At 72.1% G+C, this 18,974-nt stretch carries 12 protein-coding genes, 1 tRNA gene and 2 pseudogenes; 7 read left to right on the forward strand and 8 right to left on the reverse strand.

Annotation, left to right across the window (positions count from 1 at the left end; translation table 11 throughout):
- Positions 1–587: 587 nt before the first annotated feature.
- From IE225_RS30090 to IE225_RS30100, 3 genes are all read right to left on the reverse strand, one after another.
- Positions 588–4,736, reverse strand: coding sequence for an nSTAND1 domain-containing NTPase (locus tag IE225_RS30090; RefSeq protein ID WP_190060816.1), 4,149 nt, complete (start codon positions 4,734–4,736; stop codon positions 588–590).
- Positions 4,737–5,193: 457 nt separating this feature from the next.
- Positions 5,194–5,997, reverse strand: a complete 804-nt coding sequence (locus IE225_RS30095; protein WP_229880166.1) for a glycosyltransferase family 2 protein — start codon at positions 5,995–5,997, stop codon at positions 5,194–5,196.
- Between the two features lie 404 nt (positions 5,998–6,401).
- Positions 6,402–6,806: a DUF6344 domain-containing protein gene (locus IE225_RS30100; RefSeq protein ID WP_190060817.1), complete on the reverse strand. Its 405-nt coding sequence runs from the start codon at positions 6,804–6,806 to the stop codon at positions 6,402–6,404.
- A 302-nt stretch (positions 6,807–7,108) separates the two neighbouring features.
- Here IE225_RS30100 and IE225_RS33620 point away from each other — a divergent pair, with 302 nt between their 5' ends.
- Positions 7,109–7,237, forward strand: coding sequence for a DLW-39 family protein (locus IE225_RS33620; protein WP_003999697.1), 129 nt, complete (start codon positions 7,109–7,111; stop codon positions 7,235–7,237).
- 453 nt (positions 7,238–7,690) lie between these two features.
- Positions 7,691–9,004 carry a hypothetical protein gene (locus IE225_RS30110; RefSeq protein ID WP_229880167.1) on the forward strand — a complete coding sequence of 438 codons (1,314 nt, stop codon included), beginning with the start codon at positions 7,691–7,693 and terminating at the stop codon, positions 9,002–9,004.
- Between the two features lie 91 nt (positions 9,005–9,095).
- Here the strand turns inward: IE225_RS30110 and IE225_RS30115 are convergent, their stop codons facing one another.
- Together IE225_RS30115 and IE225_RS30120 are read right to left on the reverse strand one after the other, a co-directional pair.
- A complete protein-coding gene (locus tag IE225_RS30115; protein ID WP_190060820.1) occupies positions 9,096–10,796 on the reverse strand; it encodes a serine/threonine-protein kinase in 1,701 nt (566 codons plus the stop codon).
- A 52-nt stretch (positions 10,797–10,848) separates the two neighbouring features.
- Positions 10,849–11,397, reverse strand: coding sequence for a helix-turn-helix domain-containing protein (locus tag IE225_RS30120; protein WP_190060821.1), 549 nt, complete (start codon positions 11,395–11,397; stop codon positions 10,849–10,851).
- Positions 11,398–11,541: 144 nt separating this feature from the next.
- Here IE225_RS30120 and IE225_RS30125 point away from each other — a divergent pair.
- Together IE225_RS30125 and IE225_RS30130 are read left to right on the forward strand one after the other, a co-directional pair.
- A tRNA-Ala gene (locus tag IE225_RS30125) sits at positions 11,542–11,614 on the forward strand.
- A gap of 105 nt (positions 11,615–11,719) precedes the next feature.
- On the forward strand, positions 11,720–13,585 hold the full coding sequence (locus tag IE225_RS30130) for a tyrosine-type recombinase/integrase (RefSeq protein WP_229880168.1): 1,866 nt from the start codon (positions 11,720–11,722) through the stop codon (positions 13,583–13,585).
- A 204-nt stretch (positions 13,586–13,789) separates the two neighbouring features.
- Here the strand turns inward: IE225_RS30130 and IE225_RS30135 are convergent.
- A pseudogene (locus IE225_RS30135) lies at positions 13,790–14,285 on the reverse strand (transposase family protein); the annotation flags it as partial.
- 14 nt (positions 14,286–14,299) lie between these two features.
- Between IE225_RS30135 and IE225_RS30140 the strand changes: the two are divergent.
- Together IE225_RS30140 and IE225_RS30145 are read left to right on the forward strand one after the other, a co-directional pair.
- Positions 14,300–14,832, forward strand: a pseudogene (locus IE225_RS30140) (transposase family protein); the annotation flags it as partial.
- A gap of 208 nt (positions 14,833–15,040) precedes the next feature.
- Positions 15,041–15,811 carry a hypothetical protein gene (locus tag IE225_RS30145; RefSeq protein ID WP_190060822.1) on the forward strand — a complete coding sequence of 257 codons (771 nt, stop codon included), beginning with the start codon at positions 15,041–15,043 and terminating at the stop codon, positions 15,809–15,811.
- A 661-nt stretch (positions 15,812–16,472) separates the two neighbouring features.
- On the opposite strand, the gene IE225_RS30150 is transcribed toward IE225_RS30145, so the two are convergent.
- Positions 16,473–17,117, reverse strand: a complete 645-nt coding sequence (locus tag IE225_RS30150; protein ID WP_190060823.1) for a hypothetical protein — start codon at positions 17,115–17,117, stop codon at positions 16,473–16,475.
- The gene (locus IE225_RS30155; RefSeq protein ID WP_190060824.1) at positions 17,107–17,550 is read right to left on the reverse strand and encodes a hypothetical protein; all 444 of its coding nucleotides are present in this window, start codon (positions 17,548–17,550) and stop codon (positions 17,107–17,109) included. Before IE225_RS30155 ends, IE225_RS30150 begins: the two co-directional genes overlap by 11 nt.
- A 536-nt stretch (positions 17,551–18,086) precedes the next feature.
- On the opposite strand from IE225_RS30155, the gene IE225_RS30160 reads away from it, so the two are divergent.
- Positions 18,087–18,824, forward strand: a complete 738-nt coding sequence (locus IE225_RS30160) for a DUF2786 domain-containing protein (protein ID WP_185867795.1) — start codon at positions 18,087–18,089, stop codon at positions 18,822–18,824.
- Positions 18,825–18,974: the final 150 nt, after the last annotated feature.

The raw sequence follows: 18,974 nt of genomic DNA on the forward strand, positions 1-18,974 counted from the left end.
GCTTGCCTCTTGTCTGTGCCCGTTGTGCGGTTGTCAGTGCGTCAGGCGGTGTGCCCGACGCGGCCACGGCATCGCATCCCTCAGACGCCGCCACCAACGCACTACCACCGGCGCGTCCACGGTGTAGTCGACGCTTGGCACGTGCTGCCAGTCCGACAGCGGGGCGAGCGGTGTTCCTTCGGGGGAGTACTTCCGGGGCACGTCGGGCATGGCTCCTCCCAACCGGACGATCAGCCGAGGACTCCGACAGGTTGACCGATGTCGCCGACTCCCCATGACCGACTTGATAGGGATGAGGCTACGCTTCAAACCCTGTTGGCCCCACAGCGGGAAGACCCCCGGCCGGTTCCGGTCGGGGGTCTTCGGGGTTCAGGTCGGTGTCGGCCGCCAGGGCCGGTTCGTGGAGGTGTCGTTGCCCGCACCCGCCGGTGCTTCCGGGCCGACTGTCGTTTGCCGCAGGTTTCCGCAGGGCCGTGAGGTCGCGTCGGCGATTCGTCAAGGTGCCGGTGAGGGAGGGCATGGAAGTGCCCGGTCGCTGACGACGGGGGAGACACCAGCGACCGGGCTCATGGCCAAGGGTAACAAGGTCAGTCGTCGCACGGGGGGTCGTAGGAGAGGCGGGGCAGGTACTCGTGCCAGGTCGCCCTGGTCAGGACGTTGCGGGTGGTGGAGCAGATGCGGTGGACCGCCCGGTCGGTGTCGAGGTCCCACAGGCGGATGGTGTCGGCGCCGCTGGAGACGCCGAGCATGCGGCCGCGCGGGCTGAAGGCGAGGAAGTTGCCGGTGCGGGCGTTGGGGCTCATGGACGGGCCGAGGGGCGTCGCGGCGAAGGGGCGGGCGACGTTCCACAGGCGGACGGTGTTGTCGTTGCCGCCGCTGGCCAGGGTGCGGCCGTCGCGGCTGAAGGTGACGGAGACGACCGCCTCGGTGTGGCCGGTGAGCGGGTGGCCGAGCCGGGCGGGACGCCGGGGGTCGGCGATGTTCCACAGCCGTACGGTGTCGTCGTCGCTGCCGCTGGCCAGGGTGCGGCCGTCGGGGCTGACGGCGAGGGCGTTGACCGGGCCCGTGTGGCCGTTCAGCGGCGTGCCGAGCAGGGTGGCGTGGCGGCGGTCGGTGATGTCCCACAGGCGGATGGTGTGGTCGGCGCTGCCGCTGATGAGGGTGCGGCCGTCCGGGCCGAACGTGAGGGCGTTGACGTAGCCCCGGTGGCCGGTGAGCGGGCGGCCGAGGCGGACGACGTGGGCGGGGTCGCCGACGTCCCACAGCTGGATGGTGCGGTCGTCGTAGGCGGTGGCCAGGGTGCGGCCGTCGGGGCCGAAGGCCAGCGCGCGGGGGCCCATGAACCGGGTCCGCAGGGTGAGGGGCGGTCCGTGGCGGACGGGCCGGGCGGGATCGGTGACGTCCCACAGGTACACCGCCCGGTTCGCCGTCAGCACCGCGAGGGTATGGCCGTCGGAGGAGAACGCCAGTGAGCGTTCGCTGCCGTCGCCGGGCATGAACGGGGCGCTCAGCGCCACGGGCCGGCCCGGCGTCCGCACGTTCCACAGCCGGACCCGGCCGTCGCGCGCGGCCGTGGCGAGCACCCGCCCGTCCGGGCGGAACGCGCCGGTGCGGCCGGTCATGTCGGAGGCCGGCACCGACCACAGGCGCACCTTGCTGTCGCCGCTGCCGGTGGCGAGGGTGCGGCCGTCGGGGCTGAAGCCGACGGCGTACATCTCGCCGCTGCTGCCCGCGAGTGGTTCGCCGATCTGCGAGGGGTGCGCCGGGTCGGCGACGTGCCACAGGCTCGCCGTGCTGTCCGCGCTGCCGGCCGCGAGCAGGCGCCCGTCCGGGCTGAACGCCACCGACCACACGGGCCCGGTGTGCCCGGTCAGCGGTGTGCCGAGCCGGGCGGGGCGGCGCGGGTCGGCCACGTTCCACAGCCGGATGGTGTCGTCCGCGCTGCCGGTGGCCAGGGTGCGCCCGTCCGGGCTGAACGCCACGGAGTGCACGGTGTCCGTGTGCCCGGTCAGCGGTGTGCCGAGCCGGGCGGGGCGGCGCGGGTCGGCCACGTTCCACAGCCGTACGGTGTTGTCGTCGCCGCCGGTGGCCAGGGTGCGCCCGTCCGGGCTGAACGCGACCGAGCGCACGGCGGCGGTGTGCCCGGTCAGGACGCCGAGCGGCACCGGCCGGCGCGGGTCGCGCACGTCCCACAGCCGCACGGTGCGGTTCTCGCCGGCGGAGGCCAGGATGCGGCCGTCCGGACGGAAGGCGAGCAGGTAGAGGGTGCCGTCGTGGCCGGTCAGGGGCGCGCCCAGCGGCCGCGGCCGGTCGGGGCGCCGGACGTCCCACAGCCGGATCGTGCCGTCGTCGGAGGCGCTGGCGAGGGTGTGGCCGTCGGGGCTGAACAGGGCGGTGCTGACCCAGCTGGTGTGGCCGGTGAGGGGGCGGCCCAGGGGGCGCGGGCGCGTGGGGTCGGCGACGTTCCACAGGCGGACGGTGCGGTCGTAGCTGGCGGTGGCCAGCAGCCGCCCGCCGGGGCTGAAGGAGGTGAGGTAGACGGCGCCGGTGTGGCCGGACAGGGGGGTGGCCAGCGGCGCGTTCACGATGGACAGCAGGCGGCTGCGCGCGCCCGCGTCACCGGGACGCAGCCGGTGCGCCACCAGGTCCAGCTGCGCGGACAGCGACGGGTCGGTGTACTGGACGCGGTCGGCCTCGGCGACCACCTGCTCGAAGACCGCGTCGTCCCGCTGCCGCCACGCCACCACCGCCGCCCCGGCCGCCACCAGCGCCAGCACCACCAGCGCCGCCACCGCGGCCCGGCTGAGCCACACCGTGCGCCGCCGCAGCCGGAGCGACGCGGCCAGGAAGTCCACGGCGCCGCGGGTGAGGAAGGCGTGCCCGGCGGACCGCGCCCAGGCGTGGGCCTGCTCCAGTCGCGACCCCCGGTACAGCAGCGAACTGTCGCGGCCCGAGGTCTGCCAGGCCCGGCTGTCCTCCTCCAGCCGCTGGCGCAGCAGGTTGCCGGCCCGGTCCTCCTCGATCCACTCCCGCAGCCGCGGCCAGGCTGTCAGCAGCGCCTCGTGGGTGATCTCCACGGTGTCCGCGTCCAGTGTGACCAACCGGGCGCGCACCAGCGCCTCCAGCGACTCCTCCGTCTTGTCCGGGTCGGCCGACTCCCGCGCCAGCTGCCGCCGCGTCGCCCGCCGGCGTGTGGCCTGCGTGTCCTCGGCGACCCGCACCAGCCGCAGCAGCAGGACGCGCGCGGCCCGGCGCGCCGCCGGGTCCAGCTCGGACCAGGCCCGCTCGGCGCTCGCCGCCACCGCGCCCTGGATGCCGCCCGCCGCGCGGTAGCCGGCCAGCGTCAGCCGGCCGCCCTTGCGGCGCTGCCAGGTGGCGAGCAGCGCGTGCGAGAGCAGCGGCAGGACGCCGGCGTCGTGCGCTCCGCGCGGACCGTCGGCGCCGACCTCCTTGACGATCAGCTCCGCGAGCCCCGGCTCCAGCTCCAGCCCCACGGCCTTGGCCGGTCCGGTCACCGCCTCGCGCAGTTCCGCGGTGGTCAGCGGGCCGAGCACCATGTGCCGGTGCTGCAGCGCGTCGGCCAGTTCGGGGTGGGTGAGGCACTGGTCGTAGAAGTCGGCGCGCACGCCGAGGACCACCAGGGCGGGCGGCTCCTCGCCGGGGGCGGCGGGCGAGCAGGCGGCGTGCAGGATCCGGACGAAGGTGCGGCGGGCCGCCTCGTCGGGGCAGAGAGTGAAGGTTTCTTCGAACTGGTCGACGATGAGGATAGGGCGGGTGGGAGGGCTGGGCTCTGATGGGAGGGTGGGAGCAGTGGGCCGTGTGGGATCGGCGGTGTGTGCGGGATCGAGAGGCTTGGCGGTGGGTTCCGCGGGCCGGGTGGGTTCTAAGGGGTGGGCGGGCCGGGCGTCCCGGTCCCGATGGCGGGCCCAGGCCGCCAGGGCCTCGCGTACGACGGTGGCGGCCTCGTCCTCCGCGGCGGTCAGGGCGGCCGCGAGGCCGGGGATGCGGGCGGTCAGCGCGGCGAGCGGGTCGGCGCCCGGGACGAGCTGGAGGACGGCGCGTGCCGGCCGTCCGTCCCGGTCGCCGGGCGCGCCGTCCTGCAGGGCGGGGACGAGGCCGGCGTTCAGCAGGGACGACTTCCCCGCGCCCGAGGCGCCGACGAGCATCACCAGCCCGCCGCCGCGCTCGGCCGCGCGCAGTTGGGCGAGGAGGGCCCGGGTGCTGCGTTCGCGGCCGAAGAACCAGCGGGCGTCCTGCTGCCGGTAGGGCGCCAGACCCCGGTAGGGGCACACGCCGCCGGGCAGCGGCGGGGCCGTGTCCGCGTCCGGCGCCGGGCCGCCGGGCGGGGGCCGTTCCTCCTGTGCGGGCGGCGCGTTCCGGGCGCCGGCCGGGTCGGCCGGGTCGGCCAGGGCCTGCTCCCACAGGCGCTGCCACCGCGCGAGGTCGTACAGGCCCGTGACCACCGGTGCGGGCCGCGCGCGCCGGGCCGGGGGGATCAGGACGTGCAGCACCGCGGCGAGCGCGGAGAACTGTGCCGGTACGTTCCTGCCGCGCCGCCAGTCGCTGATCCGCTGGGCCGACACGCGCACCGGCCGCCCGCGTTCGTCGAGCCGCTGCAACCGCACGACCGCCTCGGCGACGCGCCGCAGGGGAGGATCGCCGGCCTCCTTGTACAGCAGTGCGAGTCGTTCCGCGAAGGCCGTGCGCGCCCCTGAGCCGGAACCCAAGGCTTCCACCCTCCCTCCGCCCCCGTCTGGACGTCCGGACCGGAAAATTCACCTTATACGTCTGACCTGCGGGAACGCGGCGGCCTCGGGGGTGGGGATCTCGTCGGCGGGGGGGTCCGACTGGCAGGATCCCGACGCAGTGACGGAACAAACGCGCAGCGTCCCGGACCGGGGTCCAGCTCAGCGCGGAGACACGTCCGGTGACGCCGTACGTTCTCGGACAACTTCCCGGGGCGGGACCGGGACGGCGGCGGACGGGCTTGTCGAACGCGACGGAGAGCCGCCGAGGGCCCGCGGGTCCGGGGCCCGAGACCCGAGGCCCGAGGTCCGGGGTTCGGCACCGGTCTCCACGAGGGGAGAGACCGGTGCCGGACGTGTTTGTACGGGGGCTCTACGGGGGCTGTACGGGGGCGCGGTCCGGACGGGCGCCGGCCGGCTTCCGGCGACCGGCGCCGGGTGGCTGCCGCTAGCCTCCGGCGACTGATGCCGGACGGCCGCCGGTGACCGGCGCCGGGTGGCGCCAGCCGACGCGGGCCAGGGCGCGCGCCCTCGCCTCGACCACGGCCATCCGCACCGCCCGCTCGGCCGGGTCGACGTGCGCGGCCTGACCGGTCGCCTGCCCCTGCCACTTCCGGTACAGCAACCCCACCTCGCGCGTGAACCAGCCACGGCTCACGGCGCTGAGCGCGAGCAACAGCCCCGTGTCCTCCGAGGCCGGCAGCGCCATCCAGCCGCCCAGGGACAGCAGCAGCTCCCGGCGGACGAAGAGGGTGGCCGGGTGGACCGGGAGGCGGAAGCCGTTCGCCTTCCAGAAACGCAGGACGGCACCGCGCTCCAGGGGGCCGTGGGCGGGGTCGCCGGGGAAGCCGGCCGTCGAGCCGTCGGGCAGCAGGTCCAGGACCCGGGAGGTGGCCCAGCCGAGGCCGGGATCGGCCTCAAGGGCGGCCAGGTCGCGGGCGAGCGCACCCGGGGTGAGCCGGTCGTCGGCGTCGAGGACCTTGACGTAGGCGCCGTCGGCGTGGGCCAGGGCGAGGGTGCGGGCGACCCCGGGGCCGCCGGGCCGGCCCTGGCGGAAGGTGACGCGCTCGTCGTCGGGGACGTACGGGCGCACCTGGTCCGTGCGGCCGTCCTCCTGGATCACCCAGTGCCACTCCCAGCCGTCCGGCAGCTCCTGCGCGCACAGCGACGCGTGGGCCTGAGGCAGGAACCGGGCCGAGGGCGCGTGAACCGCGGTGACGACGATGACGCGCCGGCGCACGGCGGCACTCACCACCTTTCGGGGGGCGACCAACGGCAAGCAAGCCTACGGCCCCAACTGCCCCCGGCGTGACGGCCGGTGGCGCGGTGGTCGGCTCGTCGAGGGAGGAAACGGTCGGCACGCCGGGAGGAGCGGTCGGCGCGCCGGGGACGCAACGGCCGAAGGCCCGGCGGTCCCTCGGCGGGAGGGGCGGCCGGGCCTTCGGTGGCGTGCTGGGCGGGGAGACGACGCGGAGACAGGGGGGCGGGAGACAGGGGGCGGGAGCGGAAGGGAAGGAAGGGAGTGGACGGGGGCGGGGTACGCAAACTCGCCGCTACGTCATGTTCCGGGGAGGGACGGCAGGGTGTACCGGAGTACCGACGTACCGGTGTACCGGTGTACCGGTGTACCGGTGCACCGGCGTGCCGGCGCGCTGATCAGCGCAGCAGGCGGGTGGTGTCGTGCTCGGAACAGGTGGGGAGGTCCGGTGCGGCGCGGTCGGGAAGCGCGGCCGGGGCGGCGGCGGTCTCCGGGCCGACGGAGGACGTCGACGGGGCGCTCGCGCTCTCGACGTCGGTGAGCGGACGGTGCCGGCAGGTGGGGGTCTTGCCGTGGGCCTCGGCGTGGATGCGCTGCTTCATCGTGGGGGGCAGGGTCCTGGCATGGACCCGGGACCAGGGGAAGGTCACCGGCGCCGGTGGATGGGCGCCGCTGTTGCGTGGCGCGGCGGTCTGCGGTACGGCCGCGGCGGCGGTCGTCGTGACGAGTCCGAGCGCCGTGCAGAGTGCGAGGAAGGCGGTGACGATGGCGGACCACAACTTCGTGACCTTGTTCTGGTGCATGTCCCCTCACTTTCGGGTTGGGCGATTTGCGTACTTTGCTCATGATGTGTATGGGGGCCGCGAAGTGGTGGACCGACGCCCGTGGCGCGTCGATGTTCAGATGAACACCACCCGGACGGCCGAAGAGGGACCGAGCAGTCGCACAAGGCGGAGAGGAGGCTGCCGGACCGCCGGGCGGGGTCGCCCACTGCCCCGCCGGAAGGCGGAAGTTGGGCTGCGACGCAGGTCACCGGCCGATATCGGTCGGTGTGTATAGTCGGGCGCCAGAGGACATCGACGTCAAGGAAAGACGAGGTCGCGCGGTGAAGAAGCTTCTCCTGGTCGCACTGGCCGCCATCGGCGGGCTCCTCGTGTACCGCCAGATCCAGGCGGATCGCGCCGAGCAGGACCTGTGGACGGAGGCGACCGACTCCGTGCCCACCGGTTCCTGAGACCACCCGGAACAGCAGGCCCCGGCCGCCCCGCGGTCGGGGTTTTGTGCTGTCCGGAGCGGTACGGAACGGGATCGCGCGGGGCGCACGTGGTGGGCGGGCGCACGTGGTGGGCGGGGCGCGCGTGGTGGGTGTGGTGCCGCGCCGGGTGGTTTCGTGCGTTTCGCGCGTTTCGATCCCGTGCGTTTCGGCCGTCTGCGGAACGGGGACGGGTGGCGCGCGGCCGGGCGGGGCAGGATGGGCGGCGTCCTGCGTTCGGCGTTCTGCGTCTGGTGTCCGGTGCCCGGCATCGGGTGCCCGGCATCCGAAGGAGTGGGACCGACGGCCGTACGACGGGCGGGACGGCCGTACGAGAGATGCACGAGGGGCGGGTGGCACGGAATGCGGTGGGGTGGGCGTCGTACGACCGCCGGGTACGGGCCGTTGCGGCGCGGTGCCGCACTCGGTGCCGTTTTGGGCGTCCTGGCCGCCAGCCCGCTCCCGGCTGCGGCGGCCGCCGACGGCCCGCCCGCGTCGTACGCCCTCGCCGCCGACGGCACCCCGGCGCCGTATGCCTTCACCGCCGGGGCCCTGCCGGTCGCGGGCGGGGCGGGGCCCGCGGACGCCGTGCGGCTGGTGCCCGGCCGCACCTACCGCGGCTCCCTGCCGCACGACGGCAAGCAGTACTACCGCCTCGACCTGGACGCCGGCTCCACGGCGTACATCTCCGCCACCGCCGTGCCCCCGTCCGGCGCCGTGGTCTCCGCCGGCGACGGCGTACGGGTCTCGGTGCGGGACGCCGACGGCACCTCCTGCTCCTTCCGCGCCACGCGTTTCGGCGCCGGCCGCAGCCCGCACCCGATCACGGCGTGGGGCGTGCGCGAGAGCACGCCGGGCGCCCGGCTGTGCCAGGGCGCGGGCGCCTACTACGTTGTCGTCGAGCGCCTCGACGCCAACGGCTCCTCCCCCGGCGCCTGGGACCTGGAACTGACCACCGCCACCGAACCCCGGCTGCGGCACACCACCCCCACCGAGGCACCCGAGGCCACGGACACCCCCTCCCCGGCACCCATGACGGGGACGCCGGTACGGCGCGCGGGCGGCGCGGGCTTCGCGGGCGCGGCCGCCGTCGGACAGGGCGTGTGGACGACCGGCATTCGCCCTGGACAGACCCTCTTCTACAAGGTGCCGGTCGACTGGGGCCGCCGTCTCGGCGCCACTGCCGAACTGGCCGCCGCCGGCGGGACCGGCAGCGGCTATGTGACCGGCGCGCTGTCCCTGTCCCTCTACAACCCCGTACGCGGCTACGTCACCCAGGCCGCCACCGGTTACCGCGGCGTCCGCGAGTCGGCCGCCCTGGAGCCGCTGCCCCCGGTGGCGTACGCCAACCGGTACGCCATCCCCGACCAGGTCGCCGCGACGCGCTTCGCCGGGTGGTACTACCTCGTCGTCCACCTCGCCGCGCAGACGGCCGACCGGTTCGGGCCCGGCCCCTACGGACTCACCCTGCGGGTGCGGCTCTCCGGCACCGCGCGGCCCGGGCCCGGGTACGCGGGTGCGTCCGTGCCGCGGAGCCTCTTCGAGGTGACGGACGAGGACCGGGGCGAGGCGGCAGCCGCGGGCGCGGGCGGGGCCGCGAGCGCAGGCGGTGACGGTGGCGGTGACGGGGACGGCCGGCGGCTGCTGATGACGGTGCTCGCGGCGGGCGGGATCGGCGGGGGAACGGCGCTGCTCACCGTCCTGGGGGTGTGGACGGTGTCCGCGCGGCGGCGGGCGGGGGCCCGGTAGGCGGGATACGGGACGGGGGAGGCGGGACCGGACGGCCGTAGGGGGCCGACAGACGCAGAGGGCCGGTGGACGCAGAGAAAGGGGAGGGCGGCTACAGCTGCGTGAGCGCCCAGAACCCCACGGCGTAGCAGGCCAGGGCCAGGAGGAGGAGCGGGAGCGCGACCGAGACGGGCGGGCCGGGGCGGCGCCGCGCATGCCCGGCGGGAACGGTTTCCGGGGGACGGGCGGTGGGGGGAACGAGGGGGACCTGGGCGGTGTACGACGCGGTCGAGGTGTGGGTGGGGAGAGGGGCGAGGCCGGGAGTCGGAGGGGGCGTGGGCGCGGGGGCGGGCCGGTGCCTGACCGGGGTGAGGGGCTGGGTGGGGTGGTCGCCGGTGGCGTAGGGCTGGGGCGGGGGGAGGTGGAAGCTGCCGGTGTCCGACATGGTGGACGGGGCGGACGAGGTGGATGGGGTGGACGAGGTGGATGGGGTGGACGAGGTGGATGGGGTGGACGAGGTGGGGGTCGGCGTGGGCTCCGGGGTTCCCGCGGATTCCCGGCCTCCTGTGGTTCCCGTGGCCGGGGTGCGCGGGGAGGAACCGTTCGTCCCGGCCCCGTTTGTCACGCCTCCGCCTGTCGCGTTTCCACCGGACACGGCCGCGGATCTGGTTGCAGGCCCGGCCGCAAATCCAGTCGCAGGTCCGGCCGCGGATCTGGTTGCAGGCCCGGCCGCAGATCCAGTCGCAGGCCCGGCTGCGGATCCGGTTGCAGGCCCAGTGGCAGGCCCGGCTGCGGAACCCGGACCGGTGAGCTCGCTCCCCGGTGTGGACCGGGCACCCCAAACCGCCTGAGCCGAAGCCTCCGCTCCCGCCTCCGACTCCGCCCCCTCCGGTGTGGCCCCGGCGTCCGGCGCCTCCACTCCCGTACTCGGCCGCAGCGGCCCGTCGGGCCCGAACCCCGGTGGGAGCGGCCCGAGTTGGTCGAAGACCTCGATCAGTTCGTCGTCGGGCCCCGGTTCCGGGAGGAGTTCGGCGGCCGCGGCGAGGGCCTTGCGGGCGCCGGTGGCGGTGCGGAAGCGGGCGTCGGGGTCGGGCTGCAGCAGCGTGGCGACGACCTCCCACAGCGGTTCCGGAACACCCCGGGGCGCACCGGGCGTGCCGTGCTCGGCGAAGTACTCGACGAGGGCTCTGCTGTCGGGCTTGGCGCCCTGGAGGAGGTAGAGGGCGACGAGGCCGACGGCGAACAGGTCGGCGGGGAAGTCGGGTTCGGCGCCCAGCATCTGCTCCGGGGCGAGGTAACCGGGCGTTCCCACCACGAGGTTGGTGTCCGTCAGCCGGGGTTCGCCCAGTCGCATGGCGATGCCGAAGTCGGACAGGCGCAGGTGGGGGCGGGCGGTGCCGGTGGCCTCCAGCAGGATGTTGGCGGGCTTGATGTCGCGGTGGACGACGCCTTCCGCGTGCACCGCGGCGAGCCCGGACAGCAGCTGGTCGAGGAGGGTGCAGACGTAGGCCGGGGGAAGCGGGCCGTAGTCGTTGACCAGGTGGACCAGTGAGCCGCCGGCGACCAGGTCCATGGTGAACAGCACCTTGTCGTCGTCGGCGGCCCAGCTGGCCGGGGCCAGCACGTGCGGGTGGTCGATGCGCAGCGCCTGTTCGCGCACGAAGCGGAGCAGGGAGTGCGCGTCGCGCTGCTGCAGCACCTTGGCGGCGACGTAGCGCCGGCGGCGGTGGTCCCAGGCGCGCCACACCGCGCCGGCGCCGCCGCGCCCGATCGGGTCGGCCAGTTCGTACCGGCCGGCGAAGACCTCACCCATGGCTGCGCGCCGCTCCTCCCCCTTCGGCCACCCCCCTGTGCTCCCCCGCGCTCTAGCTCTGGTGGGCCTGGTAGTGCGCGACGGCGTCCGCGGTGCGGCCGGCGCCGTAGACGCGGAGGAACTCGGCGAGTTCGGGATGGGTCGGGGCGAGGGTGTCGGCCGCGTCGATGATGTCGCCGGCGGCGGCCACCGAGCGCAGCAGCGACTGGATTTCGCGGACCACCCGCTTGACCGTCGGCGCGCCCGAACTGTTCGTCGTCTGCGTGGTGTTGCTGAGCACCGAGCCCCCCTGCGACTTCCTGATCTCCTCCATGCGCTCGGTCGCCTCGGCCGCGCTGACACTGCCGTCCGCGACCTGCGCCGCCAGCTCCTGCAGCAACTGGACCCGCTGGACGACCGCCGGATTGCCGATCTTCGCCCGCTGGCCGCTCATCAGCTGCGACAGCATCGGCGCCGACAGTCCCAGCACCCCCGCCAGACGGGCCTGGTTGAGCCCCAGGTCGTCGATCAGCCTGCGGAAGAGCGCCCCCAGCGGCTCCCCGTACCAGTTCCGCTGCAGCTCCCGCGCTCTGGCGGTGGCTTCCTGCTGTGCGGCGTCCATTGCGTCTCCCCATCGCTTCCCCGAGAACCGCGGTTCGCTGTAGCGAACCACGTCCGAGCATCTTACGGAGAGTGGTCGGCCACGGGGACCCCCCATCTCTTTGCGGGAACCCCGGCGGGACCCGGTACCCTGGTGGTCGTTCGCGGGGCCTTAGCTCAGTTGGTAGAGCGCTGTCTTTGCATGGCAGATGTCAGGGGTTCGACTCCCCTAGGCTCCACGGCCTCGAAGCCCCTCTGACCTGCGGAAACGTGGGTCGGAGGGGCTTTTGCGCTGCTTCGGATGGGCACGGAGTGGGCACATCGGTTCGGTTACGGTCCTGACCGTGGCGTACATCGAGATCAAGCAAAGGAAGGACGGGCAGGTCTGCTACGTCGTCCGCTGGCGCGCGAACGGGTCCCGCACCGGCAAGCGGGAGTCGGAGATCTTCGACGACAGGAAGGCCGCCGAGCGGTTCCGGGACTTGGTGAAGGGGCACGGTGAGCAGTGGCCGCCGGGCTGGATCCGTGGCCAGGGCTTCGTCGCGGACCTGTGCGGCCCGGAGGAGATGTTCGAGCCGTTTGCCATGAAGCAGATCGAGCTGCTGACCGGTGTGCAGGGGGACACCAGGGCGAAGTACCGGCGGCTGGTGGAGCAGAACATGTCGCCGTGGTTCAAGAGCTACTCGGTGCGCGACGGCGAGGGCGGCATCACGCGCGAGATGGTTCAGCGGTGGGTCAACGACCTGGCGGCCGGCAGGCCGGCTCCGCACGATCCGAAGGACCGCAGGCCGCGGACGAAGTACAAGCCGAAGACCATCGCCAACCAGCACGGTCTGCTGCACGCCATCCTGCAGGCGGCCGTGGACGCCGAGCCGCCGTTGCGCTCGACCAATCCGTGTGACTTCACGCGTCTGCCGCGTCTGGACGGTGAGCAGGTCGAGGAGGAGATGGTCTTCCTCGAGCGGGAGGAGTTCGCCTGGGTCCACCGGTGCCTGGCGGAGGACGCACGGGATCTGGCCGAGGCCCTGGCGGAGACCGGCGCCCGCTGGGGCGAGGTCACCGCGCTGCAGCCCCGCGACCTCTGCCGTCGTAACGGCCTGCCCGCGATCCGCATCCAGCGGGCCTGGAAGCGGGACGAGGACGGCAGGCCGTACCTGGGTGCGCCGAAGACGAAGAAGAGCCGCCGCACCATCGTGATCACGAGCAGGCTGGAGCGGATGCTGCGGCGCAGGGCGAAGGGCAAGGCGCCGGACGATCTGCTGTTCACCGGCCCGGAGGGCGGCCGGTGGGATGCCGGAACGTTCCGGCGCCTGCGGTGGGTGCCGGCGATCGAGCGGGCGGCGCAGGAGTTCGGTCTGACGAAGCGGCCTCGCATCCACGATCTTCGTCACTCGCACGCTTCGTGGCTGATCGCGGCGAAGGTGCCGCTGCCGGCGATCCAGGCCCGGCTGGGCCACGAGTCGATCACCACCACCGTGGACCGGTACGGCCATCTGCTCGACGCCCTGGACGGCGAGGTACTGGCCGCGGTCGAGTGGGCCATGGATCCTGCGGCGCCGCTGCCCGGATTCCTCCTGCACTCCGGACTGGCGGACGCCATGAAGGGAATGCCTCAGCTTCCGCACCAAAGCCCCGGTGCGATGCCGAACGGCTGGACAGGCGCAGCAGACGTAACCTGGCCGGGACCGGTACACGGCATCGGGCCCGTCTTCGTGGTCACCCTTGCGGGACGCGAGGTGCCGTTCGCCGACCGGGACCTTGCGCAGCAGGTCGTCGACCAGTGGAACGACGACCACGCCGAGGAGATGGACGCCTTGCGGGCCTGCGGCTGGCCGGAGGACAAGGTCACCCTTCGCGGCGCCACCGGTCCGGAGGAGCGTGAGCGCTGGACGGGGGGCGGGCCGGTGTGGAGGCGGATGCCAAGCCGGCAGTTGGTCCATTCCGCCACTGTCGCTTACCGCGCGGACGGGACGCTCGCCCACGAGCCGCTGCCGGTGACGAGCCGGTGGACGTGGGAGTTCGAACAGGAGACCTTCACTCTCAGCGCGGCCGAGCATCGCACGGCGCTCCGGCCCGACGGGACCATGGAGACACACATCCGTGGGATCAACAAGGCAGCCGTGCGAGAGGTCTTCGACAGGGTGTGCGGCGGAACCGCGAAGGCCTGTGCTCAGCGCTCGCACTCCATCGTGGAGCGTACGCACAGCTGACCCGTGGCGTATCAGGCCGGCTTACAGCTCAACCCGCTCGCGCTTTGGAGGACGCCTGCTGTCCAACGCGACGGGTGTCGCCATTGCTGACCGAAAGTCATCACATGACCCTGCTTCTTCCAGTTGGCGAACCTCGCGATCAAGGCACGGACGCGATGCAGTAGCTCTCGCCCGGGCTGGCGGCCGCCGACTGAATGAGCGTTTTCAGCGTTGACGCTCCAGGGTGAGGATAGCGGCGGTGATGGATGACAGGCGGTTCGGGCTGCAGCGGGCTCTGCGGAAGATCTGCCAGGACTGCAGTCGTGCGACATCCCGTTCGACCAGTGCTCGTGCCGCTGACAGCGCCCGGTTTGTCGTGCACTGGGGCGGTGTGATTCTCGGCGGAACGGGCGTCGGATCGGTGTGGTCACCCAAGGCCCGGCGCCCAGGTGGGTCCGATCGGCGAGGACGGGGCGCCTGGGCGCTCGCGGATGCGGATGATCCGGTGGGTGCGGCCGGGCGGCGCGGGTGAGATCCACGGCAGTCGCCCGCTCAGATCGGTCATGACCTGTACGTTCACGCCGTGGCGGCGGTGCTTGAGGGAGCGGCCGACCCGGCTGTCGCCGACCTGGTCGCACGCGGCGGGCGTGCCGTCGAGCAGGACGTATTCATGATCACTCTCCCATCGCACCCGCGGCAGTCCGGGCGCTCGCTTGGACAGGTGAGGGTCAGAGCGAGGTCCTGGCCGCCCTCGCCCCGACCCTCGCCGAAGCGGCCCGGACGGCATGACGAAGGCATTCGTGCTGCTGGATAGGACCCTGCTGCCGATCGACCGGATTGCGGCGGACCGGCCCTTCTACTCGGGAAAGCACATAAAGCACGGGATGAACGTGCAGCTCCTGGCCTATCCCTTCGGCCGGCTGCTGTGGGCCTCACCGGCTCTGCCCGGTGCCGTCTACGACGTCCGGGCTGCCCGTGAGCACGGCATCATCGACGCTCCCGCGGACGCTGACGCCACATGCTGGGCGGACAAGGGGTATCGAGGCGCCGGAGGAACGGTTCGTGTCCCGTGCTGGGGCCGCTGGGAGGCACTCTCCGCGGGCCAGCAGGCGGTCAACCGGTCCCACGCGAAGAACCTCGCCCTTGTCGAGCAGGCCGTCGCCACCCTCAAGTCCTGGCGGCTCCTCCGCAAACTGCGGTGCTCGACCACCCGCATCACGAGCGTTGTCCAAGCCGTCCTCTGCTTGCATCTGGCCAGCTCAGACTGAGGATGAAAAACCCTCAATTGCCGCTACTCGTCTGGACAGCCAGCTTGATGCTGAAGGGCGGCAGCTGACTGGCTCGACGCTGTACAGCCGTCTGCATCGGATCACAGCACCCCGACCTACATGTCCCTCTTTGGAGTAGTAGCAATTGCAAGTCCGCCAGGCATGTCTGAAGCTGTCATTGTCTGCACGTCACAACACTGGAGAGGCGATGGAAGAGCAGTCTCCGCAGGGAAACGGGTCTCCTGATGGTCGGCGAGAGCCACAGGTAGAGCTCAGAAAGCCACCTAACGGCGATGGCGGCGGAGGGGATGGCGTAGTCCCTGTCACACCGAAGCCGCCGCCACTCCCTCCACCTTTTCAAGCCGCGAACTACATGTTCAGGCTCGACGGGTTCACCATCTCCGAGACCCGGTCACCTCGACATGACACAGTGCACGTCAGCTTCGGCCTTCAAGTAGGAGACAAGAAGTACCCGCCGCAAATCAAGAAGATGGGCGACCTCGGCGAGGGAAATTACCCTGTCGACCTAGAGTTCGGCCCCGTCCCTGTAACGGACGCCGGGGAACGTGTGATTTTCAACTACACAATCCTCAATAATGGGCATGACAGTGACGCGAACATCGCTAAAACGCTCATCGACGCCACGACAGCCCTGTTGAGCAAGAAGTTCGGTGCAGGGACTTTCTGGACGGTGGTTCTCACTATCCTCGTCGACTTTATCGGCGGCATCTTCTTCGCCAACTGCGATGGCGTGGTTGCTGTGGACCAAGTGGAGCTCTCAGGGGAAGAGCTCTGGGCGAGGACCGTTGGTCGGGGTTCGGCTCATGAAACTCGCTATTATCCGGGAACTGATTCACCGGTGGGCTGCGGGAGTAATTCAGCCTATTGGGTTTCTTGGTCCATCCTTGGTGCAGGCGTGATCCCTCCGGAAATCAACCCTGTGGTCTCAGTCCCGGCCAAGGCTAGAATTTCCGTTTAAGGTCATCATGGAGGATCAGTCATCCGCGCAGCCTGCCTTGGTCTACCTGCTCGCCGTTATTGGAGCTTGGCCAAAGAGGGGCCGCCCTTGACCTCCTCCACTCGGAACGGACGCTCGCTGATCCCCAAAACGAGGAGTGGATCTGTAGCTTGATACCATAAGGGGGGCGTCAGGACTCCGGATGCGTGCTGCGGGGTTAGGTGGGAGCTTGGTCCCGTAGCTCGTTTTTGGGCATAGCGACATGACTGCTTCTACCGTCACTTAACAGAGGGCGCGGATCGACGCCCCTATCGTCTCGCCGCTCGGAACGAGCCGTCCACACCCTCTTGACCTTCGGTTACAGAGGATGAAAGAGGCGCAGTGAGGGTTTTCCATCTTCGTGGCTTCGGGGCAAGCTATTTTGGAGGGTTGCACGAGCCTTTGCTACGCCGGGATCTTGTTCGGCGGCCGGTAACCCATGCATCCGCCGTGGCGGCGCCCAGCGCAGACTTCGGCGGCTGACCGGCCACCCAGTGCCGCGTCAGTCCTGGCTCACACCGTGTCGAGGCCCAACGGATTGATCGTGTGGAGCAGCGCTCAGATGGCAGAACGCACTTGAACGGTTTCCACTCGTGTGGAATCAACACGTCTCATGTCGCAGCCGGTATGTAGCGCGAAGCTATCACCAGAGGCTGAGAGGTCGCCCTGCTGACACGGCAGTCTCGATGCGACGGGCGATCTGTTCTTCTGACTCACCGAGTGCCCGGCCAGCACGGATGGCCGCCGCGATGGCGCGTGAGCGGCCGGCGGGCCCGCGCACGTCGGCGAGCGGGCCGGTGGGATCGCGGCGACGTGCCAGCCACTCCGCGCGGTTCTCCGCCGGGGTGCCCAGCCGCAGGTGTCGGGGTTGCTGGCAGGAGTGGTTGTCGCAGGTGTGGCAGATGGTCGGGTGGTCGTCGCCCCAGCCGAGACGCGGGATGACGCCGTGGGCCAGCTGGTAGCCGTACAGGTGGCCCGGGACGGTGCCCCGTCGCGTGCGGCCGGGCAGGGACGCGGCGCGGAAGCTGGCGTGGCCGGTGCTGGATATGGCACCGAAGAAGAACCAGCAGTCCGAGTCCGATGAAGTGCGGTGGACCTTGGCCCAGTACCGGGACCGCACCGACTCGTCCGCCAGCCAGGTGGCCCACTCCGCGGCCGGGATGCGCACCGGCGCCGGTTCTCCGATCAGCGCGAGCTGCTGCGGGTGAGGCCCAGGCGGCAGGGAGGGGGAGTGCCCTATCGCGGAAAGCGGGAACAGCCCGGGCTCGACGTGCGTGTCACCCGGCATCGGCAGGTGTGTGGTCCGAGACGGCGGACGGGGAAGGAGCGGCGGTGTTCGGTGCGGAAGCCGCCGGAGGGACGGGGAGCCCCGGGCGGCGGGGGCGTCGACGTTCCGCCCGGGTCTGCAGTGTTTCGATGACCTCTTTCGCCCGGGCGGCGGTAACAGGCTTCGCCTCCCGCTCCAGCTCCTCCGCCGGCACCCCGAGCAGGTTGGCCACCAACTCGGCGTCGTTGTCGTACAACCGCAGGACGGCTGCGACCGCTTCTCTCGCCGCCCGGTCGGCCCGCTCCTTCTCCTTCGCCGCGTCCTGCGCGGCTTTCCGCTTGGCCAGGGCGTCGGCTGCGGCCAACTCTCGCGTCTTGGCCTGGAACGCTGCGATCGCCCGTACTCTGCGGCGCAGTTCTGAAGCGCTGACTCCGCTCGTCGACGTCGTGCTCACCGGTGCTCTCCAGCAAGATCGATGCCTTCGGTCCGCACCGTAGGCGGGGGCCCGGGAAGAACTCGAACCAGACGGCGACGCCGGCGCGAGGAGTTCTGCCTCCGGCGGGTCCTCCCTCGGAGGGGGAGGGGCGCGTTCGGCTGCGGTTGGAGCTTCGCAGTGGTTGAGGTGGAGGCGGCGGGGTTCCCTCCTCGGTCGGACGACCCAGCATCGCGCGTCGCACCGCAGGGGTGCGCGGTCGTACGTCCGGGTCCGGGGCCTTTCCTCGTGCCTCGGAAGGCCCCGGCTTCCGGGCGCTCCACCGCGCACCCCTGCGCCACGCCGCGCAGGGCGGTGCCGTCCGACCGAGGAGGGAACCCCGCCCGAGCCGCCCGCCGTGCCCGGGGGCGGGCCGCACATCGGAGTAAAACCCCAGGTCAGGTTGCACGTCCACCAAAAACATGGTTTAATTAATGGTGTCGAGAGGGGGAGGGCAACCCCCCGACCGGCACCGTTCGGCCGACCGGCGAACGGACGCTCTCACCGGAGGAACCCACATGACCAACGCGAAGGAGCATCCGAAGCTCGCACAGATCCGGGCCCTGCTGGCGAAGGCGGAGGCGACCAACTACCCCGAGGAAGCGGAGGCGCTCACGGCGAAGGCCGCCGAGCTCATGGCCAAGTACGGCATCGAGCAGGCTCTGCTCGACGACGGACGCGCGGGCGGCGACGCTCCGATCGACCGCAAGATCACGATCGCCAACCCGTGGGCGATGGAGCGGGTCATGCTGATCAACCGCATCGCTCTCGCCATGGGGTGTGAACTCATCCACCTGGGCCGGATCGGCAACGGGCCGTCCCGCCTCGTCCACGTCTTCGGCTTCGAGTCCGACGTCCAGCGCGTCGAGCTGCTGTACACCTCCCTGCTTCTGCAGATGCACAGCAGCCTGGCCGCGCAGAGGGTCCCGGTCGGCGAACGTGCCCGCGCCTGGCGCCGGTCGTGGCTGCTCGGTTACATCAGCCGCGTGGGCGACCGGATCGAGGACGCCGAGCGCAGGGCACGCCAGGAGGCGAGCGGCCAGGTCACAGCCACCGGCCGCAGCGCCGCCCTGGTCCTGGCCGACCGGAAGGCCGTCGTCACGCGCCGCTACCGCGCCGCCTACCCGCGCACGCGCAAGGCCAGGGCCACCACCTTCACCGGCACCGGATACGGAGCCGGCTGGGCGGCCGGAGGCCGCGCCGACATCGGCGGGCACCGCATCGGCCGCACGGCCGCCGCGGCCCTCATCTCCTGACCGCACCGCCGGGGGCGGCGCGAAGCCGCCGCCCCCGGCCCGTCGAACGGCGCTCGTCGGGAGCCGGACCACTCCGGTTCGCCGACAACCGGGTGTCCGGTTCGGCCACGGCACCCGGCGAGGAGTGCCGTAACGAGGAGTGCCGGAAGG

The organism is Streptomyces echinoruber (genome assembly GCF_014651135.1).
Classification (GTDB): domain Bacteria; phylum Actinomycetota; class Actinomycetes; order Streptomycetales; family Streptomycetaceae; genus Streptomyces; species Streptomyces echinoruber.

Bases quoted from the DNA above. Each gene is read 5' to 3' on its own strand.
- IE225_RS30145 (WP_190060822.1), top strand. From the start codon at position 15,041: ATGGAAGAGCAGTCTCCGCAGGGAAACGGGTCTCCTGATGGTCGGCGA.
- IE225_RS30115 (WP_190060820.1), bottom strand. From the start codon at position 10,796: ATGGGTGAGGTCTTCGCCGGCCGGTACGAACTGGCCGACCCGATCGGG.
- IE225_RS30160 (WP_185867795.1), top strand. From the start codon at position 18,087: ATGACCAACGCGAAGGAGCATCCGAAGCTCGCACAGATCCGGGCCCTG.
- IE225_RS30150 (WP_190060823.1), bottom strand. From the start codon at position 17,117: ATGCCGGGTGACACGCACGTCGAGCCCGGGCTGTTCCCGCTTTCCGCG.
- IE225_RS30120 (WP_190060821.1), bottom strand. From the start codon at position 11,397: ATGGACGCCGCACAGCAGGAAGCCACCGCCAGAGCGCGGGAGCTGCAG.
- IE225_RS30100 (WP_190060817.1), bottom strand. From the start codon at position 6,806: ATGCACCAGAACAAGGTCACGAAGTTGTGGTCCGCCATCGTCACCGCC.